The sequence below is a fragment of the Streptomyces virginiae genome (genome assembly GCF_040638905.1).
Taxonomy (GTDB): Bacteria; Actinomycetota; Actinomycetes; order Streptomycetales; family Streptomycetaceae; genus Streptomyces; species Streptomyces virginiae_B.
In genome coordinates this window covers 33,223-55,505 of the sequence record NZ_JBEZYV010000027.1, presented here as the reverse complement: position 1 = coordinate 55,505, position 22,283 = coordinate 33,223, and the positions used below count along the sequence as shown (strand labels likewise).

General features: G+C 73.8%; 17 protein-coding genes and 1 other RNA gene. 5 read left to right on the top strand and 13 right to left on the bottom strand.

Annotated features, from left to right (window positions below; translation table 11 throughout):
* Positions 1 to 103 precede the first annotated feature (103 nt).
* The 5 genes from AB0F82_RS28660 to AB0F82_RS28640 all read right to left on the bottom strand — a co-directional run bounded on the left by AB0F82_RS28660 (position 104) and on the right by AB0F82_RS28640 (position 5,186).
* Entirely contained in the window at positions 104 to 664 is a 561-nt protein-coding gene (locus tag AB0F82_RS28660) for a CGNR zinc finger domain-containing protein (RefSeq protein WP_356814902.1), read from the bottom strand.
* A 240-nt stretch (positions 665 to 904) separates the two neighbouring features.
* Entirely contained in the window at positions 905 to 1,453 is a 549-nt protein-coding gene (locus tag AB0F82_RS28655) for a GNAT family N-acetyltransferase (RefSeq protein ID WP_362632543.1), read from the bottom strand.
* Between the two features lie 12 nt (positions 1,454 to 1,465).
* Complete coding sequence (locus tag AB0F82_RS28650) at positions 1,466 to 2,641, bottom strand: uroporphyrinogen-III synthase (RefSeq protein ID WP_356814901.1); 1,176 nt, start codon at positions 2,639 to 2,641, stop codon at positions 1,466 to 1,468.
* A 95-nt stretch (positions 2,642 to 2,736) separates the two neighbouring features.
* Positions 2,737 to 4,107, bottom strand: coding sequence for a nitrate/nitrite transporter (locus tag AB0F82_RS28645; protein ID WP_356814900.1), 1,371 nt, complete (start codon positions 4,105 to 4,107; stop codon positions 2,737 to 2,739).
* Positions 4,108 to 4,202: 95 nt separating this feature from the next.
* Entirely contained in the window at positions 4,203 to 5,186 is a 984-nt protein-coding gene (locus tag AB0F82_RS28640; RefSeq protein ID WP_356814899.1) for a LysR family transcriptional regulator, read from the bottom strand.
* A gap of 96 nt (positions 5,187 to 5,282) precedes the next feature.
* On the opposite strand from AB0F82_RS28640, the gene AB0F82_RS28635 reads away from it, so the two are divergent.
* Entirely contained in the window at positions 5,283 to 6,551 is a 1,269-nt protein-coding gene (locus tag AB0F82_RS28635) for an MFS transporter (RefSeq protein WP_362632541.1), read from the top strand.
* A gap of 98 nt (positions 6,552 to 6,649) precedes the next feature.
* Here the strand turns inward: AB0F82_RS28635 and ssrA are convergent.
* The 5 genes from ssrA to ftsE all read right to left on the bottom strand — a co-directional run bounded on the left by ssrA (position 6,650) and on the right by ftsE (position 10,556).
* Positions 6,650 to 7,038, bottom strand: a transfer-messenger RNA (tmRNA) gene (ssrA, locus tag AB0F82_RS28630).
* Between the two features lie 102 nt (positions 7,039 to 7,140).
* Complete coding sequence (gene smpB / locus AB0F82_RS28625; protein WP_356814898.1) at positions 7,141 to 7,626, bottom strand: SsrA-binding protein SmpB; 486 nt, start codon at positions 7,624 to 7,626, stop codon at positions 7,141 to 7,143.
* 18 nt (positions 7,627 to 7,644) lie between these two features.
* Positions 7,645 to 8,823: a S41 family peptidase gene (locus AB0F82_RS28620; protein ID WP_362632488.1), complete on the bottom strand. Its 1,179-nt coding sequence runs from the start codon at positions 8,821 to 8,823 to the stop codon at positions 7,645 to 7,647.
* A gap of 67 nt (positions 8,824 to 8,890) precedes the next feature.
* Positions 8,891 to 9,850: a permease-like cell division protein FtsX gene (ftsX, locus tag AB0F82_RS28615; RefSeq protein WP_362632486.1), complete on the bottom strand. Its 960-nt coding sequence runs from the start codon at positions 9,848 to 9,850 to the stop codon at positions 8,891 to 8,893.
* A 16-nt stretch (positions 9,851 to 9,866) separates the two neighbouring features.
* Complete coding sequence (ftsE, locus tag AB0F82_RS28610) at positions 9,867 to 10,556, bottom strand: cell division ATP-binding protein FtsE (protein ID WP_030011324.1); 690 nt, start codon at positions 10,554 to 10,556, stop codon at positions 9,867 to 9,869.
* Between the two features lie 237 nt (positions 10,557 to 10,793).
* Between ftsE and AB0F82_RS28605 the strand changes: the two genes are divergently transcribed.
* Complete coding sequence (locus tag AB0F82_RS28605) at positions 10,794 to 10,985, top strand: hypothetical protein (RefSeq protein WP_030662818.1); 192 nt, start codon at positions 10,794 to 10,796, stop codon at positions 10,983 to 10,985.
* 138 nt (positions 10,986 to 11,123) lie between these two features.
* Here AB0F82_RS28605 and prfB read toward each other — a convergent pair whose 3' ends face one another.
* Positions 11,124 to 12,233, bottom strand: coding sequence for a peptide chain release factor 2 (gene prfB / locus AB0F82_RS28600; protein WP_356814895.1), 1,110 nt, complete (start codon positions 12,231 to 12,233; stop codon positions 11,124 to 11,126).
* Positions 12,234 to 12,547: 314 nt separating this feature from the next.
* On the opposite strand from prfB, the gene AB0F82_RS28595 reads away from it, so the two are divergent.
* On the top strand, positions 12,548 to 13,549 hold the full coding sequence (locus AB0F82_RS28595) for an isopenicillin N synthase family dioxygenase (RefSeq protein ID WP_356814894.1): 1,002 nt from the start codon (positions 12,548 to 12,550) through the stop codon (positions 13,547 to 13,549).
* Between the two features lie 158 nt (positions 13,550 to 13,707).
* On the opposite strand, the gene AB0F82_RS28590 is transcribed toward AB0F82_RS28595, so the two are convergent.
* Complete coding sequence (locus tag AB0F82_RS28590) at positions 13,708 to 14,961, bottom strand: serine/threonine-protein kinase (protein WP_356814893.1); 1,254 nt, start codon at positions 14,959 to 14,961, stop codon at positions 13,708 to 13,710.
* A gap of 160 nt (positions 14,962 to 15,121) precedes the next feature.
* Positions 15,122 to 16,933 (bottom strand): serine/threonine-protein kinase, encoded by a 1,812-nt coding sequence (locus AB0F82_RS28585; protein WP_362632481.1) that lies wholly within the window; start codon positions 16,931 to 16,933, stop codon positions 15,122 to 15,124.
* Between the two features lie 437 nt (positions 16,934 to 17,370).
* Here AB0F82_RS28585 and AB0F82_RS28580 point away from each other — a divergent pair, with 437 nt between their 5' ends.
* Positions 17,371 to 20,430: an FHA domain-containing protein gene (locus tag AB0F82_RS28580; RefSeq protein ID WP_362632479.1), complete on the top strand. Its 3,060-nt coding sequence runs from the start codon at positions 17,371 to 17,373 to the stop codon at positions 20,428 to 20,430.
* 412 nt (positions 20,431 to 20,842) lie between these two features.
* On the top strand, positions 20,843 to 22,201 hold the full coding sequence (locus AB0F82_RS28575) for an ABC transporter substrate-binding protein (RefSeq protein WP_356815359.1): 1,359 nt from the start codon (positions 20,843 to 20,845) through the stop codon (positions 22,199 to 22,201).
* Positions 22,202 to 22,283 lie beyond the last annotated feature (82 nt).

Here is a 22,283-nt window from a genome sequence, read left to right as displayed (position 1 = left end):
CAAGGCCCCCTTCTGACGTGCATGGGCGACCGTCAACCGTACGCGAAGCGGCCCCCTGTCCGCACGCCCGTTCCGGAACGGGTCTCGCTCAGTGGTACGCCGGCTACCGGGATCCGGACGCCGTGAGCCTGCGGCGGTGGCGGGCGACGCGTTCGCGGTTGCCGCACAGCTCGCTGGAGCACCACCGGCGCCGGTGGCCGCGGGAGGTGTCCAGGTAGACGCGGGTGCAGCCGTCGCCCGCGCAGGCCCGCAGCAGGGCCCGGTCGCCGGGGTCGGTCAGCAGCTCGACGGCGTCGCGGGCGACGGCGGCGAGCAGCGCACCGCATTCCACGCCGCCGCACAACTCCCGCACGAGGTGCCCTTCTTGGTCCCGTACGGCGCACAGGCCCGGGGGTGGTCCGGCGGCCAGCGCGTTGACCCGGGCCAGGGCGCTCTCGTCCGGTTCACTGCCGGCCAGCTCCGCCCGTACGAGTGCCTCCACGTCCGCGCGCAGGGCGCGGAAGGCCTCGGCCCAGTCGGCGCCCACCCGGACCAGCGGCGTCCGGTCGGGCACGAGCCCCGCCCCGGCGAGCCACAGCCGCAGCTCGTCGCCGTCCGGGATCCCCTCGCGCGGGGCGAAGGTGGCCACCAGGTCCAGGCAGACCCGCCCGGAGTCGAACCGCATGTCCGTCACCGCCTCGCGTCGTGGGGCGCCTCCCCAGAGTGCCCGTACGCTGCCCGCTGGGGAAGCCCCCGAACCGGTGCGTCCACCCCAGCCTCGCCGGCGTTCGAGGCGCGGGTCCGGGCGGAGTACGGCGCCCGGCGCAGCCGGGTTTCCTGGGGCGCCCGCCCCGGACCCCGCTCCTCGAACGCCGGAGGGCTGAATTGGCCGGGCTGCGGCCGAGTCACCGGCGGTGCGGCCCGCTCAAGGGGCCGGCGGGTCGTCGTGCAGGATGCGCTGGAAGAGGCAGTGGTCGCGCCAGGCGCCGTTGATGTGCAGGTAGCGCGGCGCGAGTCCGTACTGCTCGAAGCCCGCCTTCGCCAGCACCCGCTGCGAGGCCAGGTTGTCGACCAGGGTGCCGGCCTCCACCCGGTGCAGCCGCAGCTCGTCGCGGGCGATCCGGCAGACCTCCTCGGCGCCGGCCGCGGCCAGCCCCTTGCCGCGGCAGGTCTCGTCGACCCAGTAGCCGAGACCGCCGCTGCTCAGCGGCCCGTGCTGGATGTTGCCGAGGTTGATGGTCCCCAGCGCCGTGCCGCTCGCGGCGTCGACGAACACGAACGGCAGCAGCCGCCCGGCCTGCCGTGACTCCATCTGCCGAGCGATCCGCTCCCGCTGCCCCTGCTCCGTGTAGAAGGCGTCCGGCCGGACCGGGTCGTACGGCGCCAAGTACGCCCGGTTCCGCGCGAACGCCTCGGCCAGCGCGGCGGCGTCGTCCGGCGCGACGCCCCTCATCTCCACCCCATCAATGATCATCATCCCGGCACGCTAGCCCAGGACTCCCCTGGCCGTCACCGCGTCATGGGGGAGCCCCCCGTACTTGTCCTCGCCGCCCGCGTCCAGCGACAGCCGGTACCCGCGCTTGACCACCGTCTGGATGAGGTTCGGCGCCCCCAGCGCCGCCCGCAGCCGGGCCATGGCCGTCTCCACGGCGTGCTCGTCGCTCCCCGCGCCCGGCAGCGCCCGCAGCAGTTCCGCGCGGGCCACCACCCAGCCGGGCCGCCGGGCGAGGGCCCGCAGCAGGGCCATCCCGGCGGGCGGCACCGCCCGCAGTTCGTCGTCGACGAGCACCGCGTGCCCGCGGATCTCCATCCGGTGTCCGGCCACCGGCAGGACCCGGGCCCGGCCGGGCAGCTCCCGGCAGAGCAGCTGCACCAGCGGGCCCAGCCGGAACCGCTCCGGCTGCACCGTGTCCACGCCGAGCGCCTGCAGCGGGACCGCGGTCACCGGTCCGACGCACGCGGACAGCAGGCTGCCGCGCAGCGCGTCCAGCACGGCCTCCCGCATCCCGCGTTCCTCGGCGCGGGACAGCAGCGAGGCCGCCGCCGGGGCGGAGGTGAAGCTGACGGCGTCGACCCCGCCGACGGCGATGGCGTCCAGCAGCCGGTCCAGCGGCGCGAGGTCCTCCGGGGCCATCCACCGGTACACCGGGACGACCACCACGTCGGCCCCGCCGGCCCGCAGCGCCTCGACGAAGCCGGGCAGCGGCTCCCCGTGCAGCTGGAGTGCGATCCGCCGGCCGGCGACCCCGGCCGCCAGCAGCCGCTCCAGTACCTCGGCGAGGGACTCCGACTGCGGGGACCACTCCTCCACGAGTCCGGCGGCCCGGATGGCGCCCTTCACCTTCGGCCCGCGCGCCAGCAGTTCGGTGGAGCGCAGCGTCGCCAGGAGCTCCTCGCCGACCCCCCACCCGTCGGCGGCCTCGACCCACCCCCGGAAGCCGATCGCGGTGGTGGCGACGACCACGTCCGGGGGGCGGGCGATCAGTTCCTTGGTGGCGGCGAGCAGTTCGGTGTCGTCGGCGAGCGGCACGATCCGCAGCGCCGGCGCGTGCAGCACCGCCGCTCCGCGCCGCCGCAGCAGCGCGATGAGCTCGTCCGCCCGCCGGGCGGCGGTGACCCCGACGGTGAAGCCCGCGAGCGGGCCGGTGTTCCTGTCGTCCATCGTGACCTGCCTACTGACGCATGTGGGGGCGGTACGGGTGGACCGAGCCTGCCAACTCGGCATGTCGGACTCGGTTCACCCGTATTTCGCCCCGGTTACACCGACGTGAGCTGCGGTTTCGCCGGGGCCTCGGCCGCCTCGGCCGTCACCGCCGCCGGGCGGCGAAGGTATACCGCCCACGTCACCGCGCAGCACAGGGCGTAGAAGCCCAGGAAGGTGACGAAGGCCGACGTGCCGGATCCGGAGGTGCGGAACGCCTCCCGGAAGACGAGGTTGATGCCCAGTCCGCCGAGCGCGCCGACCGCGCCGATCAGCCCCATGGAGGCCCCGGAGAGCCGTCGGCCGTACGCCGCGGCGCTCTCGCCGCTCATCCCGCGCGCCAGTGCCTTCGCCTGGAAGATGCCCGGGATCATCTTGTACGTCGAGCCGTTGCCGAGTCCGCTCAGGACGAAGAGGGCGACGAACCCGACGAGGAAGACCGGCAGCGAGGCCCGCTGCGAGGCGAAGACGACCACTCCGGTCGCCGCGGCCATCGCCACGAACGTGCCGAGGGTGATCCGCGCCCCGCCGTACCGGTCCGCCAGCGCCCCGCCCACCGGCCTGATCAGCGAGCCGAGCAGAGGTCCGATGAAGGTCAGCGAGGCGGCCTGGAGCGGGGTGCGCCCGAACTGGGTCTGGAGGACCAGTCCGAAGGCGAAGCTGTAGCCGATGAAGGACCCGAAGGTCCCGACGTAGAGGAACGCCATGATCCAGGTGTGCGCGTCCTTCAGGGCCTCGCGGACCGCGCCGGTGTCGTTGCGCACGGGCGCCAGGTTGTCCATCCGTACGGCCGCCAGCACCGCCGCGATCACGATCAGCGGGATGTAGGCGCCCAGCAGCAGCCGCGGGTGGCCGGCTCCGGCGGTGGCGATGACCAGCAGCCCGGCCAGCTGGACGACGGGGACGCCGATGTTGCCGCCGCCGGCGTTCAGGCCGAGCGCCCAGCCCTTCTTCCGCAGCGGGAAGAAGGCGTTGATGTTGGTCATGGAGGAGGCGAAGTTGCCGCCGCCGACGCCGGTGAGGGCGGCGACGAGCAGGAAGGTCCCGTACGAGGTCCCCGGCTCCATCACCACGATCGCGGCGACCGTCGGCGCGAGCAGCAGCAGGGCGCTGACGACGGTCCAGTTCCGGCCGCCGAAACGGGCGACGGCGAAGGTGTAGGGCACGCGCACCAGGGCGCCCACGCACGTCGCGGTCGCGATCAGGAAGAACTTCCCGGCCGGGTCGATGCCGTACTGGGGCCCCATGAAGAGGACCATCACCGACCACAGGGACCAGATGGAGAAGCCGATGTGCTCGGAGAGCACGGAGTACAGCAGGTTGCGGCGGGCGATCCGCTCCCCGGTCTCCTTCCAGAATGTCTCGTCCTCGGGATCCCACCGCTCGATCCAACGGCCCCGCCTACGCGGTGCGGTCGTACCGGTCATCACGCCTCCACAGCTGTCGCGTCCGTGGTGACGACGGTAGGAAGGGCGCGTTTCGGCCCCGGTCCCCGCCGGGTGACCGGCGGGAAACCTTGCTCTCACCCGCCGCGCGGACGGTGTGTGAGCGGGGCCGGCAGCCAGCTCCCGGCCGCCGGGGCGAGCCAGCCCCGCTCGGCCGCCAGCGCGGCGGCCGCGGCGTGCAGGGCGTCCAGGCCGGGGTGGGCGAAGCCCTTGCGCCACACCATCGACAGCGGCGACAGCGGCACCGGGTCGGTCAGCGGCAGCTTCACGCATCCCGGCATGTCCAGGAATCCGACGGTCGCCAGTACCGGGTTGCCGGTCTTGACCATGACCCGGCGGAACTCCTCCTTGCCGACGGCGACCGGCGCGGGCGGGGCCATGAGGATCCCGCGCCCGGTGAACAGTTCGCGGGCGAGGCCCGTCCATTCCAGCGTCCGGGGGTTCCCGGCGCCCGCGTACACGGTCTCCCCGGCCAGCGCGTCCAGCGGTACGGACTCCCGCGCGGCCAGGGCGTGCCCTTCGGGCAGCAGCACGGCGAGCGGCTCGTAGCGTACGGGCCGCTGCGCGAGCGGCGCCCGCAGTACGGGGTCGAGGCCGTCGGCGTACCCGAAGGCGACATCGAGCCGGCCGGCCGCGACCTCGGCGGCGGCGTGCGTGAGCCCGCTCTCGAAGCGGGCCATCAGCTCGCAGTCCGGGGCGAGTTCGCGGGCCCGCTCCAGCACGGTGCGCGCGGTGCCGGGCCCGTCGGTGTTCAGGTCGACGAGGAGCGGCCGGGGCGCGGCGCCGGCCGCAGTCCCGGCTCCGAACGCGCCCGCCAGCTCCGCGTGCGCGGCCAGCACGCGCCGGGCCAGGGGCAGCAGTCGGTGCCCGTCGGCGGTCAGCTCGACGGCGCGCGTGGTGCGGACGAACAAGGTGGCCGCCAGGGCCTGTTCCAGCCGCCGGACGTCCCTGCTCAGCGCCTGCTGGGCGACGTACAGGCGGGCGGCGGCACGGGTGAAGTGCAGCTCCTCGGCAACGGCGACGAACCCGCGCAGCAGCCGGGGTTCCACATCACGGGGCATCACCCCCGGAGACTAACAACAGGAGCGGGTGAATGCCCTCGGAACAGGTGTTGGACGGCGGCAGGCGCCCCGGCCGAGGGTGGTGCCATGCCCCTCATGACCGTCACCGGCAGCACGCTCGTCATCACCGCTCCCTCCTCCTCCCCCACCCCCACCGCCCCTCGCCGTGCCGCCGTGCGGGCCGCCGCCGGGCGGGGACCCGGCCCCTACCGCCGGCTGTTCGCGCTGCCCGGCACCCGGGGGTTCACCGCCGGAAACCTCATCGCCCGCCTTCCGATGGGCATGTTCGGCGTCAGCGCGGTCATGATGATCGCCGGCCAGCGCGGCTCGTACGCCCTCGCCGGCGCGGTCACGGCGACCGGACTGGCGGCCACGGCAGTGGTGGCGCCCCTGACCGCCCGCCTGATCGACCGCCACGGCCAGGCCCGGATCGCGGTGCCCGCCACCCTGATCGCGGTCCTCGGCTCACTGTCCCTGATCGCGTGCGTGCGCACCGGCGCCCCGGCCTGGACCCTCTTCGCCTCGTACGCCGTGACCGCCACCACCCCCAACATCGGCGGCATGTCCCGCGCGCGCTGGACACACCTGCTGCGCGACTCCCCGGCCGCCCACCACACGGCGATGTCCTTCGAACAGGCCGCGGACGAGCTGTGCTTCATGCTGGGGCCGGTCCTGGCGGCCTTCCTGTGCGGTGTGGTCTTCCCGGAGGCGGGCACCCTCGCCGGGGCGGCCCTGCTGCTCACCGGCATGCTGGTCTTCACCTCCTGCCGCGCCACCCAGCCCCCCGTGACGGCGGCGCCGCGACGCGGCTCGCCGCTGCGCGCCCTGGGCCCGCTGCTGCCGCTGTTCCTCGTCACCGGCGTGGTCTTCGGCTCGATGGAGGTCGCCTCGATCGCCTACCTCGACTTCCAGGGCCTGGGCGCCGCCTCCGGCCTGGTCCTGGCCCTCCAGGCGGCGGGCTCCTGCGCGGCCGGCCTGCTCTACGGCACCGTGCGCGCCCGCTCACTGAAGGCCTGCGTGTGCGCTCTGGCCGTCCTCATGACCCTGCCCTGGGCCGCGGCGGCCACCGGCTCCGTGCCCGCCCTGGCCTGCGCCCTCGTGCTGGCCGGCATGGCCACGGCCCCGACGATGGTCACCGCGATGTCGCAGGTCCACGCCCGCACCCCGCAGGGGCGGCTCAACGAGGGCATGACCCTGGCGGTCACCGCCATCTTCGCGGGAATCGCGGTCGGCTCGGCGAGCACGGGCTCGGTCGTGGAGGGCGCGGGCCCGGTCGCCGCCTACGCGGTACCGGCGGCGGCCGCGCTGGTCGCACTGGCCATCGCGCTGACCGCACCGGCTGGATCGCGGCGCCCCACGCCCTGAACCTCGACAAGGTCCCGTGCTGCTTGACCCCGGACACCGCGCAGGCATGACGAAGGCCCCGCAGCCGAGTGGCTGCGGGGCCTTCGCCCACATGGGATGAGTGGAGATGGCGGGAATCGAACCCGCGTCCAACGGTGCAGAAGCAGGGCTTCTCCGAGCGCAGTCCGCTGCGCTTTTCTCGGCCCCGGAGATCACACGGACAAGTCTCCGACGGGCTCAGTCACTGTTTGGTTTCCCTCCAACCCCCGTGACCGGGGCTAGAGGTTTAGATCCCTAGTTGACGCCAGGATCCGGACCGGGACCACTTCCGGGCTGACGCTCCTCACAGAGGCTTCAGCTCACTGTTATTAGGCAGCGAGGGTGAAGCGGGAGTTATCGCTCTTGGAGTTGGCGATTATTTTTTGCGACATGTGGTTAGCGAGATCATTGCCGCTTCCTCGGCTCGCTTCCCCTGCATCGACATCCGCTGTCGAAACCGATCATCCCCATGTTTCACGCTTTTCAGTTATGTACCGCACAAGCTGCTCCCACCGCGAGCGGCGGGTGCTGACGCCATGGTACGCGAAGTGGACCACCGCGTGCCAGGAGATTAAACCGTACCGCGCTGCTTGCGGCGGATCGCCGAGATCGCACGGTTCGTCTCGCGGGTGTCCTGCTTCTCCCGCAGCGTCTGCCGCTTGTCGTACTCCTTCTTGCCCTTCGCCAGCGCGATCTCGACCTTCGCCCGGCCGTCCTTGAAGTACAGGGAGAGGGGCACGATCGTGTGACCCGACTCGTCGGCCTTGCGCGCCAGCTTGTCGATCTCCTCCCGGTGCATCAGGAGCTTCCGCTTGCGCCGGGCACTGTGGTTGGTCCAGGTGCCCTGGCTGTACTCCGGCACGTGCACGTTGTAGAGCCAGGCCTCCCGGCCCTCCACCGACACGAAGCCGTCCACCAGCGAGGCACGGCCCTGGCGCATGGACTTGACCTCGGTACCGGTGAGCACGAGACCGCACTCGTAGGTGTCGATGATCGCGTAGTCGTGCCGAGCCTTCTTGTTCTGGGCGATCAGCTTGCGCCCTTTTTCCTTAGCCATAGTGCGGTCATTTTCGCACTACGGACCCACCCCGAGGCCACCCAATACCGCGACGGCCCGATCCTCGGCCCGGTCGCCCGCCGGTACGTCCGGGGTGATGCCGCCGCCGTCGAGGCTGCGGCCCGCCGGTGTGCGGTACGTGCCCACCGTCAGCTCGGCCACCGAGCCGTCCGGGAGCTCGGTCGGCATCTGCACCGAGCCCTTGCCGAAGGTCCTGCTGCCCACCGCCAGCGCCCGGCCCCGGTCCTGGAGCGCGCCCGTCACCAGCTCGGCGGCGCTCATCGTGCCGCCGTCGACGAGGGCGACCAGCGGGCGCGTCGTGTCCCCGCCCGGGGTCGCGTTCAGGACGCGCTGCTCGCCCCGTACGTCGTAGGTCGCCACGAGCCCGCCGTCCAGGAAGGCGGAGGCGGTCGTGACGGCCTCGTCGACCAGCCCGCCCCGGTTGCCGCGCAGGTCCAGCATGACCCCACCGCCGGGCGGGGCCGCGCGGACTGCCGCCCTGACGCGCTCGCCGGAGCCGCGGGTGAAGGAGCTCACCTTGATGACGGTGACGTCGCCGGCGAGCCGCCGCACGGTCACCGGCTCGGTGCGCAGCCGCTGGCGCAGGACGGTCTCGGTGAGGTCGGCGCCGTCCCGGCTGAGTTTCAGCACGACGGGGGTGCCGGCGGTGCCGCGGAGCAGGGCGACCACGTCGGCCACGGCCAGCCCCGTCACGGCGTGACCGTCGACGCTCAGCAGCCGGTCCCCGGCGCGCAGGCCGGCCCGGGCGGCGGGGCTGCCGGGCTGGACCCGGTCGAGGGTGATCACGCCGTCGCGGGCGCGCCCGGCCCAGACCCCGACGCCGGTCCAGTGCCCGTCGAGGCCCTCGGCGAAGGCGGCGTACTCGCCCTGGTCGTAGACGGTGCCCCAGCGGTCGCCGCTGCGGCTGACCACTTCCTGCGCGGCCTTCTTGCCGGACTTGCCCTCGGCGACGGCCTCGGCGGCGGCCCGGGCGACCGCCTCGCGGTCCGCGGTGCCCTCCGCGCGCGGGGCCCCGGGCGCGGGGGCGTCCGTACGGGCGGCGGCCGCGACGCCGTCCTCGGGGACCCAGCACCCGGTGAACGCGCCGACGGCGACGACGGCGGCGAAGGCTAACGTCAAAACGGCCCCGCGACGTGGGTCGCGGGGCCGGAGACAGAAGGCGGGCAGACCCGGCATGGCGCCGAGTCTAGGACAAGCCCCGCGCAGGCAGGGACGGTTGGCCGGACCGCTTGCGGGGCGCTTGTCACACCTTCAGGTACTTGCGCAGAGCGATGAAGGCGGCCATGGAGGGCATCAGGAGGCCGATGAACAGCACGTACGGGAGCTTGGCCAGCACCGATCCCCAGCCCATGAAGTCGATGAGCTGGATCTTGTCGCGCAGGCCGACGCCGTGGTCGATCACGAAGTACTGGCCGGAGACGAGCATGACGCAGGCGAAGAGCGCGCCGATGAGCCCGGCGACGGCGGCCTCCATGATGAAGGGGACCTGGATGTAGAAGCTGGAGGCACCCACCAGCCGCATGATCCCGGTCTCCCGCCTGCGGCTGAACGCCGAGACGCGCACGGTGTTGACGATCAGCAGCAGCGCCACGATCAGCATGATCGCCATGATGCCCACGGCGGCCATGTTGAGGTAGTTGAGGATCCGGAAGAGGTCGTCGATCGCCTGGCGCTGGTCGTCCACGGTGTGGATGCCGTCGCGGCCGGCGAAGGCGGAGGTGACCACCTTGTACTTCTCCGGGTTCTTGAGCTTGACCCGGAAGGACTCCTGCATCTGGTCGGGGGTGATGGAGGAGGCCAGGGCGGTGTGGCCGTACTGCTCCTGGTAGTGCTTGTACGCCTCGTCGGCCGACTCGTAGGTCACCGACTTGACCAGGGACATCGCCTTGAGCTCGGACTCGATCTGCTTCTTCTGCTCGTCGGTCACGGCGCCCTTGCGGCAGGTGGCGACGCCTCCCGCGCCGCCTCCCCCGCTGTTGGCGGCCTCGCCGGCCTCCTGGGCGTCCTGCTTGTTGCAGAGGTAGATCGAGACGTTGGCCTTGTCGTACCAGTAGCCCTTCATCCTGCTCACCTGCTCGCTCATGAGCAGGGAGCCGCCGAACAGGGCGAGGGACAGGGCCACGGAGATGATGACCGCGAAGGTCATGGTGAGATTGCGGCGGAGGCCGACGCCGATCTCGGACATGACGAACTGGGCGCGCATGACTCTCAAGGGCCTTTCAGTGCTGGTAGCCGTAGACGCCGCGCGACTGGTCGCGTACGAGTCGGCCCTGTTCGAGTTCGATGACGCGCTTGCGCATCTGGTCGACGATCTGCTGGTCGTGCGTCGCCATGATCACGGTGGTACCGGTCCGGTTGATCCGGTCCAGCAGCTTCATGATCCCGACGGAGGTCTGCGGGTCGAGGTTGCCGGTGGGCTCGTCCGCGATCAGCAGGGCCGGGCGGTTGACGAAGGCGCGGGCGATGGCCACGCGCTGCTGCTCACCGCCGGAGAGCTCGCCGGGCATGCGCTCTTCCTTGCCGCCCAGGCCGACCAGTTCCAGGACCTGCGGGACGGCCTTGCGGATCTCGCCCCGGGGCTTGCCGATGACCTCCTGCGCGAAGGCGACGTTCTCGGCCACCGTCTTGTTGGGCAGCAGGCGGAAGTCCTGGAAGACGGTCCCCAACTGGCGCCGCATCTGCGGGACCTTCCAGTTGGAGAGCTTGGCGAGGTCCTTGCCCAGGACGTGCACCTGGCCGTGGCTCGCCCGCTCCTCGCGCAGGATGAGGCGCAGGAAGGTGGACTTGCCGGAGCCGGACGAGCCGACCAGGAAGACGAACTCGCCCTTCGCGATGTCGAGGGAGACTTCTCTGAGTGCGGGACGGCTCTGCTTCGGGTAGGACTTGGAGACGCTGTCGAATCGGATCACGGGTGCACCACGGTCGCCGGGAGTAGGTGTGCGTGACCATACGCGAACGGGCGCGAGGTGTGGACCCGGCATCCGGAGTTGTCCGCTTTATCCCCCGGTCCGGGAGGGTCCGGACCGCGGGAGTCCGGACGGGCCGCGCCGAATGTCGGCGAAGCTGGCACAGTGGTAGGGGGAACGGTCCGGTTCCCCGCGCCGTTATAGACAGTAGGAAAGACCGAGGGGCGAGAGGAGGAGCGCATGACATATGACCGGCTCGTGTGCGCGAACTGCGCCGCACCCGTCAGCCAGGGCCGCTGCCCGGTGTGCCGGGCGAACCGGGAGCGCCTCCAGCAGGAGGGCCCCTTCTCCGGCCTGAACCCCGTGGCACTCATCGTGCTCATGGTGGTCCTCGTGGCAGCTCTGGTCCTGGTGGCCCAGCAGACCGCCTAGCGGGCGCTTTGCGGGCAGGGCCCGGCGCCGGTGCTCGTCGGTGCCCGCGCCGCGTACCGATCACATACAGCGGAAGGGCCCGGACACCTGAAGGTGTCCGGGCCCTTTCCGCGTTCTTCCGGGGAGCGTCCCGGCGTCCTACGCGGTCTGCTCCTGCTGCTTGCGCCAGCGGATGCCGGCCTCCAGGAAGCCGTCGATCTCGCCGTCGAGGACCGCCTGCGGGTTGCCGACCTCGAACTCCGTGCGCAGGTCCTTGACCATCTGGTACGGGTGCAGGACGTAGGAGCGCATCTGGTTGCCCCAGGAGCTGCCGCCGTCCTTGAGGGCGTCCATCCTGGCCTGCTCCTCCTGGCGGCGCCGCTCCAGCAGCTTGGCCTGGAGGACGTTCATGGCGCTGGCCTTGTTCTGGATCTGCGAGCGCTCGTTCTGGCAGGAGACGACGATGCCGGTCGGGATGTGCGTGATGCGCACGGCCGAGTCGGTGGTGTTGACGCCCTGGCCGCCGGGGCCGGAGGCGCGGTAGACGTCGATGCGCAGCTCGGACTCGTCGATCTCGACGTGGTCGCTGGTCTCGACGACAGGGAGCACCTCGACGCCCGCGAAGGAGGTCTGGCGGCGGCCCTGGTTGTCGAAGGGCGAGATGCGCACGAGGCGGTGGGTGCCCTGCTCGACGGAGAGGGTGCCGTAGGCGTACGGGGCCTTGACGACGAAGGTGGTCGACTTGATGCCGGCCTCTTCCGCGTACGAGGTCTCGTAGATCTCCGTGGAGTAGCCGTGGCGCTCGGCCCAGCGCAGGTACATGCGCTGGAGGCGCTCGGCGAAGTCGGAGGCGTCGACGCCTCCGGCCTCGGCACGGATGTTGACCAGGGCCTCGCGCTCGGCGTACTCGCCGGAGAGCAGGGTCCGGACCTCCATCTCGTCCAGTGCCTTGCGGACGGACGTCAGCTCGGTCTCGGCCTCGGCGAGGGTGTCCGCGTCGTCCATCTCCTGGGCGAGCTCGAAGAGCACCGCCAGGTCGTCGATGCGTCCGCGCAGGGTCTCGGCCTTGCGGACCTCGGCCTGGAGGTGCGAAAGCTTGCTCGTGATCTTCTGGGCGGCTTCCGGGTCGTCCCACAGGGACGGCGCGGCGGCCTGCTCCTCGAGCACGGCGATATCTGCCCTCAGCTTGTCGAGGTCCAGGACGGCCTCGATCGACCCCATGGTCGAGGAGAGGGACTTCAGCTCTTCGGAAACATCGACGACTGCCACGGGTCCAGCGTAGCCGGTCCTCGGGCAAGCCCGTCCGGGCAGGCCGGATCACCCGTTCTGATGAAGGTTCGGACGGGCGTACGCTCACCGTATGACCGTTCTCCTCGTCAAGCGCCGCCATGTGGACTACATGCGCGTCACGACGACGAGCTGTCAGCCGCCGGACCTCACCCAAGCCTGATCCACCCCGATCCGACTTGGTCCTGTAACGCGGCCCAGCGGTCCCGGCGCCAACCCTGCCGGCGACCCCGCCCCACCCGCGGCCCCGCCACCTCTGGGGAACAGGACCCCGTGACATCCGAAACGGAGCCGTCATGCCGTCCGCGCACTCTCTCCCCGTCCTGGACCTCTCCCAGGCCGACGACCCGGCCCAGCGGGCCGACTTCCTGAAGCAGCTGCACGCAGCGGCCAGGGACACCGGCTTCCTGCACCTGACCGGGCACGGCGTCACCGCCGCCGAGAGCGCCCGCATCCTGGAGGTGACCCGGACCTTCTTCGCCCTCCCGGAGGCCGACCGGCTCGCCGTGAGCAATCTGAACTCCCCGCACTTCCGCGGCTACACCCGGATCGGGCACGAGCTGACCGGCGGGGCCTCCGACTGGCGCGACCAGCTGGACGTGGGTGCGGAGCGGCCGGCACCCGTGGTGGGCCCGGACGACCCGGCGTACCTGTGGCTGGAGGGCCCGAACCAGTGGCCCGCCGCCCTCCCCGAACTCCGTACGGTGGTCCTCGACTGGCAGTCCCGCCTGGCGGCGGTGGCGCACCGCCTGCTCCAGGAGCTGCTGGTCTCGATCGGCGCCCCGGCCGACTTCTTCGACGACGCCTTCGCCGACCGGCCCCATCTGCACACCAAGCTGATCCGCTACCCGGGGTCCGCCCCGTCCGGCGCCGACCAGGGGGTCGGGGCGCACAAGGACTACGGCTTCCTCACGCTCCTGCTGCAGGACTCGGTGGGCGGCCTCCAAGTGGTCCGGGACGGCGGCTACGTGGACGTTCCGCCCATGCCGGGGGCCTTCGTGGTGAACCTGGGCGAGCTGCTGGAGATCGCGACCGAGGGCTACCTGACCGCGACCGACCACCGGGTGGTCAGCCCGCCGGGTGCGGTGGAGCGGTTCTCGGTGCCGTTCTTCTACAACCCGCGGCTGGACGCGGTGGTGGAGACCGTGCCGGGCGACTACCTGCGCTCGGCGCCCGGGGTGGCGCACGACGCGTCGAACCCGCTGCACGCCGAGTACGGCCGCAACGAGTTGAAGGGCTGGGTCCGCGCCCACCCCGCCGTGGCGCGGCGCTGGCACCCGGAGCTGGTCGCGGCGTAGCCCGTACGCGGCGGCCAGGGCGGGGCGCGTCCGCTGCGCGGGGCTTCCCGAGCTCCGCCCGGACCCCGGTCCTCACACGCCGGCGGGGCCGGGAGATCCAGCCCCGCCGGCGTTCGAGGCGCGGGGGCGGGCCCCCCGACCGCGGCGCCGCACCGGCGCTACGGCACCCGGGGAACGGACTGCTGCTTGTTGTCCCGTCGGGGACTGGGCTCGTCGCTGCCGGAGAGGGCCAGCCAGCTGCCCAGGCCGACGGCGGCGACCAGGGCCACCGCGACCGCCGACAGGGTCAGGCGCCGCTTGCGGGCGGCCTCGGCCCGGTGTCGGGCCGAGCCGGGCCGGTGGCCGCCGGCCGGCCGCGGCACGCGGGCCGTGCCCAGCGCCCCGCCGGCCAGCTCGTCCGGCCCCGGCACCCGCATCGAGGTGTGGGTGTCCCGGTTGGAGTCGGTCGCCGACCCCGGTACGAGCGGGACCACGCCCCGCCGCCGCACCGGGTCGGCGGACGGTTCCTCCGAGACCTCCGGCTCCGCCTCCGCGTCGTCCGGCTCGTCCACGTCGAGCGGCGGCATCCCGGCCAGCATCGGCAGCAGGTCCCGCAGCCGGACCGACAGCTCCGAGGCCCGCAGCCGCGAGGCCGGCGCCTTGGCCAGGCACTGCACGATCAGCTGCCACAGCTCGTCGGGGATCCCCGGCAGCGGGACGACGGTCTCCGTCACGTGCCGCCGCAGGACCGCGCCCGGGTGGCCGCCGCCGAAGGGGGTGAACCCGGCCAGGAGCTCGTACAGGACGGTGGCCAGGGCGTAGATGTCCACCGCCGCCCGCGGGGGCAGGCCCTCCACGATCTCCGGGGCCAGGTAGTCCGGGGTGCCGATGATGCGGGTCGTCGGGGCCGTGGCCCGGCCCGCGGAGGCCCGCCGGGGGGAGTCGATCAGCTTGGCGACGCCGAAGTCGGTCAGCAGGGCCGGGTGCGAGCCGCCCGGGCCGAGCGGGCCCTGCATGTCCAGCAGGACGTTCTCCGGCTTGACGTCCCGGTGCACGACCCCCGCCGCGTGCGCCGCGGCCAGCGCGTCGGCCACGTCCGCGACGATCGCCACGGCCGCCTCGGGGGCGAGCCTGCGCTCGCGGTCGAGCCGCGTGCGCAGGTCCGTACCGCGTACGAGGTCCATGACGAGGGCGAGGTCGTTGCCGTCCACGACGAGGTCGCGGACGGAGACGACGTGCGGATGCTCCAGGCCGAGCAGGGCGCTGCGCTCCTGGACGAAGCGTCCGACCAGTTCCTGGTCGGACGCGAGGTCCTCGCGCAGCAGTTTCACGGCGACGGGCCCGTCAGGCCCCTCGCCCAGCCACACCGTGCCCGCGCTGCCGCGTCCCAGGATCTGGTGCGCGGTGTACCGGCTGCCGATTTTCCGTGCCACGACTGCTCCCTCAGTGGCTGGCGTACGCCCCAAAGCTACGCGGCCGCGTGGGCTTCGGAGGCCAGCAGGGGGGCCCGATTCGCGACGACCTTCACTTCTGCGGGCGAAATCACGTCCTGGATGTCGACAAATCCACGAAGTCGGCGCTACGGGGCCCTCCTCAGGGAGCGGAGGAGCCGGAAGAGCCCGAGGAGCCCGCCGAGTCGCCGATGGTGGTGACCCAGTCGACGATGCCGGTGCCCCAGGTCCACACCTGGTCCCACCATCCCTTGCCCGTGCCGATCCACTCCTGCAGCGGGGTCAGCTCCCAGACGAGCCAGCCGGCCACGAAGAACACCAGGATCAGCACCAGGCAGCCCTTGAGGCAGCCGAGGCCGGGAATCCGCACCGGGTTGGCGCTGCGGCGGCGCGGCTCGCGCGGCTCCCGGCGGGCCGGCGGCTGCGGCGGGGCCTGCGGGGGCTGCTGCGGCTGGCGGTACTGCGGCTGCTGCTGTTGGGGCTGCTGCGGCTGCTGGTACTGCTGGGGCTGGCGCTGCTGCGGCTGGTAGTGCTGCGGCGGGGGCGGCGGTGCGTACTGCTGCTGCGGAGGCTGCTGCTGCGGCTGGCGGTACCGGGGCTGCTGCGGCTGCTGGTACTGCTGCTGCGGCGGCCCCTGCCGGTACTGCGGCGGCTGCTGTGGGGGCCTGTGTTGCGGCGGCGGGGGCGCCTGGCGCTGCGGGCGGCGGCGCAGCGGGTCGTCCTCCGGGTCGAGGTACTGCATCTGCGTCTGCTCGTTGCGGTCGCGGGCGGCCCGCATCTGCGTCTGCCACGGGTGCGGCGCGTCGGGCTGCTGCACGGGCGGCATGACCGAGGTCGGGTCGGCCCCGGAGCCTGCCGTTCCCCCTGGCCCTCCGGGCCGGGGAGAGCCCATGGGCAGCACAGAGGTGGCGTCGGCCGCGCCGACCGGCGGCATGACGCTGGTCATGGCGTTCGGGTCGTAGGCGCCCGCCGGTGAGCCCGCCCCGGACGGCAGCACCTGGGTCGGGTCCGCGGCGCCGGGGGTCTCGGGGACCGGGGCCGGCGAGGGGTCGGGCGCGAGGAGGGCGCCCACCCCGAGCGCGGCCTCCACCTCGGCGCCCGTGGAGTGCACGCCGATGCCGGCGGCGACCACGCGCAGGCCGCGGGCCAGGTTCGCGGCGCTGGGGCGCTCGTCGGGCTCCTTGCGCAGGCAGCGCTCGATGACCGTCCACAGCGGCTCGGGCACGGTCGAGGGGCGCTGCGGCTCCTCGCTGAGGTGGCGGTGGAGCACTTCGAGCGCGGTGCCGCCGGCGAACGGCGGGCGGCCGGTGAGCAGCTCGTAGAGCAGGATGCCGGCGCCGTAGATGTCGACGGCGGAGGTCTGCGGGCGGCCCTCGGCAGACTCGGGGGCGACGTAGGCCGGGGTGCCGACGAACTCGTGGGTGCGGGTCAGGCCCGGGGAGTCGGCCAGGCGGGCGATGCCGAAGTCGGTCAGCATCGGCTTCATCTGCCCGCCGCGCTCGTCGAGCAGCACGTTGGCCGGCTTGAGGTCGCGGTGCACCACGCCGTCGGCGTGGCTGGCGGCGAGCGCGTCCGCGATCTGGGCGGTCAGCAGGCTCGCGGCGACGGGAGTGAAGGGGCCGTTCTCACGCAGGTAGCGGTGCAGGTCCGGGCCGTCGATCAGGTCCATGACCAGGGCCAGCAGGTCGCCCTCGACGACGAGGTCGCGGGTGCGCACGATGTTGGGGTGGGTCAGGCGCAGCAGGACGGAGCGCTCCCGCAGGAAGCGCATGACGATGTCGGCGTCCTGGGCCAGCTCCTCCTTGAGGACCTTGATCGCCACGGTCTCGCCGGGCTGGCCCGCCACGGCCGCCTCCGCGCCGGCGGTCTCCCGCTGGCGGGCACGCCAGACGGTGCCCGTGGCGCCGCGCCCGAGCGGCTCCTCGAGCAGGTACTTACTGCCGACTGGCCGCACGTCTCGCGCTCCCCTGCTGTCGTCTGCTGTGGTCGTTCCGTCGAGTGGTTTTTCCGGCCCACTCTAGGGGGTGTCCCCCGGGAAGACGCCGGTCCGCGGAGGTTGGTTGCCGCACATATGTACGGAGGGTGACGTTTTCGGGGTATGCCGGAGGCGATTTTCCCCTTCTTTGCCCCGCTCGTGGTCCGGTTGCGGTCGGGCCCCGGCCCGGCCCGCGGCAGATCAAGATCATTCATTGCCGGGTGCCGGGCGTGTTGTCGGCGACAGGTGCGAGGATGCACCCGTACGGACGGCACGGGACGGGAGCCCCGCCTTCCGGGCAGACCTGACCGGACGACGCGTCCGTGCCGGGCGGGGGGCGATCGGGCAGTCATGTCACGACGTTCCCCTGCCGGGCGCACACACCGCGCACCGCGCAGAAGGGACCGCTGACGGCGATGCAGATCCGGCTGACCGTCCTCGGGTCGCGCAGCGGCCACCAGACCGCGACCGCCCCCGCGAGTTGTGACGTGCTCGTCACCGCGCCCGTCGGCACGGCGCTGGCCGCGGTCGCCTCCGGGCTCGCGGCCACCGTCGGCGGCCCCGACACCGGGGGCACGGTCGTGCTGTACGCGGGCTCCGAGCGCCTCGACCTCCAGCGGCGGGTGCTGGGCGAGCCGCCCCTGGTGGACGGCGCGGTGCTGGCGCTGCACTCCCCGATGCCGGACGTGCTGCCCGAGGACGGCCTCGGCGCACCCCAGCTGCACGTCGTGGCCGGACCCGACGCGGGCGGGGTGCACCTGCTGCACGACGGGCAGATCCGCATCGGCCGGTCCGGCGACGCCGACGTGCCGCTGGACGACCCCGACGTGTCCCGGATGCACTGCGCGGTGACGGTGGCCCGCGGCGGCCGGGTCGCCGTCGCCGACCTGGACTCCACGAACGGCACCACCCTCGACGGCTCCCCGGTCGGGACCCAGCCGGTCGCCCTGCCCCCGGGGGCCCTGCTGCGGGTCGGCGAGTCCACCCTGCGGCTGGCGCCCGCGGGCACGCCCGCGCTGCCGGTGACCCCGGACCAGGAGGGCCACCTGGCCCTCCCCGCACCCGCCGGCCCCGACGCGCCCGGCGGCCCCACGGGGAGCGTCCCTGACGGCCCGGACACGGCGGCGGGTGCCCGCGGCCCGGCTGCCCCCGGCACCGGGCCGTACGGGCCGCCCGGCCCGCACGCGCATTCCGCCGTCCGCGGCGGGGCGCCGGGCGCCTCCGGCACGGCCGCGGGGACCGCCGGGCCCTACGGACCGGCCGGCGCGGCCCACCCGGGCGCCCCCGAGCCCGCAGGCGGCCCCGGCACGTCCGGGCCGGACGGGGCCCGGACCGGATCGGGCCGCCGCAAGGGCCTCGGCGCGTGGGCCCGCAAATGGGTGCGCGGGGAGGACGTCGCGCAGGCCGTCGAGACCGTCGCCACCGCCGCCGCACCCCACCCCGACGACCCGGCCGCGCTGCTGCTGGCCGCGATGGGCCCCACGGGGCGTCTGTGGTCCCGTACGCCCGGGCGGGCCGGTCACGCCGCGCTGCTGGAAGTCGGGCTCGGCGCAGGGAGCCGGGTGTCCCTGCCCGCCGTCGGCGCCCTCGGCATCGCCGGCCCGCGGGCGCGGCTGTCCGGGTCGGCCCGCTGGGTGGTCGCACAGCTCGCGGGGCTGCACGCTCCGGGGCAGCTGGAGATCGTGCTCCTCAGCGCCGACCGGGCCCGGCCGCTCGCCGACCGGCGGCGCGACTGGGCCTGGCTGGGCTGGCTGCCCCACGTACGGCCGGGGCACGGCCAGGACTGCCGCCTGCTCCTCGCGTACGACCGCGACCAGGCCGCCGCCCGCACGGCCGAGCTCACCCGCCGCCTCGACGACGGCCCGCTCGGCGCGCACTGGGCGAGCGCCTCCCCCGAACGGGTCCGGGAGGCGGCCGACGCCTACGAGGGCCCCTACACGCTCCTCGTCCTCGACGGCGATCCCGGGACCGGCGCGCTGCGCGACATCACCGGCCGGCTCGCCTCGCACGGCCCGGCCGCCGGGATCCACGTCCTGGCGCTCGCCGAGGCCCCGGCGGCCACCCCCGCCTCCCCGGTCGCCGACACGTACGAGAGCGCCTGCGCGGCCACCCCCGCCTTCCGGGACTGCGGTGCGGTCGCCCTGCTCAGCGGGGACGTCGCCACGGCCGTACGGACCTTCGCGGTCCGCGGCGGCCTGCCGGTCCCGTCCGGGGGCACCGCGGTCTGCGACGCCGTCTCCACCGCCTGGGCCGAGCGGTTCGCCCGGGCAATGGCACCCCTGCGGCCCACCGACGGCGCGGTCGGCGGGCCGAGCCGTCCCACGGCCGCCGCGCTGCCCGCCACGGCGCGGCTGCTGGACGAGCTGGGGCTGGCCCGGGCCACCCCGGCCTCCCTGATGGCCCGCTGGGCGGCCGCGACCGACCAGGGGCAGGGCCAGGGCGGCCTGGCCGAGGTCGTGCTGGGCAGCGGGCGGCGCGGTCCCGTGGGCACCGAGCTGGTCCACGACGGCCCGCACCTGATCGTCGAGGGGCCCGCCGGGAGCGGCCGTACCGAGCTGCTGCGGTCGGTGGCGGCGTCGCTGTCCGCGGGTGCCCGCCCGGACCGCCTCGGGCTGGTCCTCCTGGACGGGGCGGGCGGCGAGCGCGGCGACGGGCTGCTGCCCTGCACCGAACTCCCGCACGTCTCCGCCCACCTGGTGGCCTCCGATCCGCTGCGCATGCGGGAGTTCGCGCAGGCGCTGGGCGCGGAGCTCAAGCGGCGCGCCGAGCTGCTGGACGGCGTGCCCTTCGCCGAGTGGCACGCGCAGCGCGAGGTGTCCGGCCGGATGGTCGCGCCCCGCCGGCCCGCCCCGGGCGAGGTCCGCGGCGACGGCCCGTCCTCCGGCTCGCCGGGCCACGGCGAGCCCGTACGGACGGGAACGCTCCGGCTGCGCGCCGCTGCCACCCGTACGGATCCGGTCGGGCCTAGCCCGCTGCCGCGCCTGGTGGTGCTGGTGGACGACCTCGACGCGCTGGTCGCGCCCGGTCTGGGCAGCGCGGGCCGCCCCGCCGCCGGTTCGGTGGTGCGGGCGCTGGAGGCGGTGGCCCGTGACGGCGCCCGGCTGGGCGTGCACCTGGTGGCGAGCACCTCACGTCCGGACCGTACGGCCGGCACCGGCCCGGCCCGGCTGGCCGCCCTGCGGGTCGAGCTCGAAGCCCCGGACCAGCCGGGGCCCGGCCGCGGTGTGCTGCGCTTCGCGGACGGCCGTACGGTGCCGTTCCAGGCGGGCCGGGTCACCGGACGGATCCCGCGGACGGCGACCCTGCGGCCGACGGTGGTCCCGGTGGAGTGGGAGCGGATGGGCGATCCGCCGGCCCGCCGGCCGGTGCGCGAGCTGGGCAACGGCCCGACCGACCTCGCGCTGCTGGCCAGCGCGCTGGACCGGGCCGCGCACCTGGTCTCGGCGATACCCGTGCTGTTCCCCCCGGCTCCCTGAGGACCGGCCCGAGATCCCGGTGGATCAGCGCGCGGCGTCGGATGCGGTGCACCGCGCGGGGGACCGTCCTGATACCGGGCGCATCCGGGCGTTCCGACAACGCGGCGAGGTGCCGCGGCTGTCGTCGTGCGCCCGCCGGGAACCACGGGACAGCCCTTGGGGGCTTCCCGCCGGTCAGGCCGCGCCCGGCGGGAAGCGGCGGACCGGCGTGACCGACGGACCGGCGTGACCGGCGGGGCATCCCCGCAGCCCCGCGCCTGGGGCACGCGCTCTGCCCGTCTCCGGCGCCCGTGCTCGCGCCCGTCCCCGGGGCGCGGTATTCACCCGGCCCCGGGACGCGGTATTGCGGGGTCGCGCGGGTCGGCGTAGACCTTGTGGTCCGGGACACACCACGGGTATCGGGGGCAGAGCCATGCGCGAGCACGGAACGGGCCGTACGCATCTCAAGTGGGCGGCGCTCGCCGCCGCGGGCGCGCTGGCGCTCACCGCCTGCGGGGGCGGCGCCGACAAGGAGCCGTCGCCGCCTCGGGGCGGCACGGCCTCGCCCGCGGTGGAGTTACCGAAACTGGACGGGGAGAAGCTCCAGGTCGCGGCGGTCTGGACGGGCCCCGAGCAGGAGAACTTCACCAAGGTCCTCAAGGAGTTCGAGAAGCGGACGGGGGCCACCGTCACCTTCGTCCCGGCCCAGGACCCGATCGTCACCTTCCTCGGCACGAAGATCGCCGGCGGGGCTCCGCCGGACGTCGCGCTGCTGCCGCAGGTCGGGGCGCTGGTCTCGGCGGTCCAGAACAAGTGGGCGCAGCCGGTGGGCCCGCAGGCGCAGGCGCAGCTCGACAAGAACTACTCGGCGGGCTGGAAGTCGCTGGGCGCGGTCGGCGGCACCCAGTACGGCGTCTACTACAAGGCTGCCAACAAGTCGCTGATCTGGTACAACGCGAAGGCGTTCGAGGCGGCGGGCGTCAAGCCGCCCAAGACCTGGAAGGAACTGATCACCGCGGCGGACACCCTGTCGGCGTCGGGCACCCCGGCGGTCTCGGTCGCGGGCGCGGACGGCTGGACCCTGACGGACTGGTTCGAGAACATCTACCTCTCCCAGGCGGGCCCGGAGAAGTACGACCAGCTGGCCAAGCACCAGATCAAGTGGACGGACGACAGCGTCAAGCAGGCCCTGACCACGCTCGCCGAACTGTTCGGGCGCAAGGACTTCCTGGCAGGCGGGACGAGCGGCGCACTGGCCACCGAGTTCCCGAAATCGGTGACGCAGACCTTCACCGGCGGCGACCGGCCGGCGGCCGCGATGGTCTTCGAGGGCGACTTCGTCGCGGTGAACATCGCGCAGACCGAGGCGAAGGTCGGCGAGGACGCCCTGGTCTTCCCCTTCCCGGCGGTCGGCGCGAAGGCGCCGGTGGTCTCGGGCGGTGACGTGGCCGTCGCGCTGAAGCCCTCGAAGGGCGCCCAGGCGCTGCTGACCTTCCTGGCGTCGGCGGACGCGGCCGAGATCCAGGCACGCGAGGGCGGCTTCGTCTCCCCGAACAAGGCGGTCGACCCGGCGGCGTACCCGAACGACATCCAGCGGGGCATCGCCAAGGCGCTGATCGCGGCGGGTGACGACTTCCGCTTCGACATGTCCGACCAGGCACCGGCGGCCTTCGGCGGCACCCCGGGCGCGGGCGAGTGGAAGGCGCTCCAGGACTTCCTGGCGAACCCGTCGGACGTGGCGGGCACCCAGGCGAAACTGGAGGCGGACGCGGCCAAGGCCTACGGGAACTGATCCCGTGACGGCCCCCGCCGCACACGGTCGCTCCTCCGCACACGGCGACGGCCCCGCGCACGGTCCCGCGCGGGGGCTCTCC

Excerpts from the sequence above, each read along its gene's own strand:
- smpB (WP_356814898.1), bottom strand. The coding sequence starts at position 7,626 with ATGGCTAAGGAAAAAGGGCGCAAGCTGATCGCCCAGAACAAGAAGGCT.
- AB0F82_RS28645 (WP_356814900.1), bottom strand. The coding sequence starts at position 4,107 with ATGACCGGTACGACCGCACCGCGTAGGCGGGGCCGTTGGATCGAGCGG.
- AB0F82_RS28635 (WP_362632541.1), top strand. The coding sequence starts at position 5,283 with ATGACCGTCACCGGCAGCACGCTCGTCATCACCGCTCCCTCCTCCTCC.
- AB0F82_RS28655 (WP_362632543.1), bottom strand. The coding sequence starts at position 1,453 with ATGATCATTGATGGGGTGGAGATGAGGGGCGTCGCGCCGGACGACGCC.
- AB0F82_RS28660 (WP_356814902.1), bottom strand. The coding sequence starts at position 664 with ATGCGGTTCGACTCCGGGCGGGTCTGCCTGGACCTGGTGGCCACCTTC.
- AB0F82_RS28575 (WP_356815359.1), top strand. The coding sequence starts at position 20,843 with ATGCGCGAGCACGGAACGGGCCGTACGCATCTCAAGTGGGCGGCGCTC.
- AB0F82_RS28605 (WP_030662818.1), top strand. The coding sequence starts at position 10,794 with ATGACATATGACCGGCTCGTGTGCGCGAACTGCGCCGCACCCGTCAGC.
- ftsX (WP_362632486.1), bottom strand. The coding sequence starts at position 9,850 with ATGCGCGCCCAGTTCGTCATGTCCGAGATCGGCGTCGGCCTCCGCCGC.
- AB0F82_RS28580 (WP_362632479.1), top strand. The coding sequence starts at position 17,371 with ATGCAGATCCGGCTGACCGTCCTCGGGTCGCGCAGCGGCCACCAGACC.
- AB0F82_RS28620 (WP_362632488.1), bottom strand. The coding sequence starts at position 8,823 with ATGCCGGGTCTGCCCGCCTTCTGTCTCCGGCCCCGCGACCCACGTCGC.
- AB0F82_RS28640 (WP_356814899.1), bottom strand. The coding sequence starts at position 5,186 with ATGCCCCGTGATGTGGAACCCCGGCTGCTGCGCGGGTTCGTCGCCGTT.
- AB0F82_RS28595 (WP_356814894.1), top strand. The coding sequence starts at position 12,548 with ATGCCGTCCGCGCACTCTCTCCCCGTCCTGGACCTCTCCCAGGCCGAC.
- AB0F82_RS28650 (WP_356814901.1), bottom strand. The coding sequence starts at position 2,641 with ATGGACGACAGGAACACCGGCCCGCTCGCGGGCTTCACCGTCGGGGTC.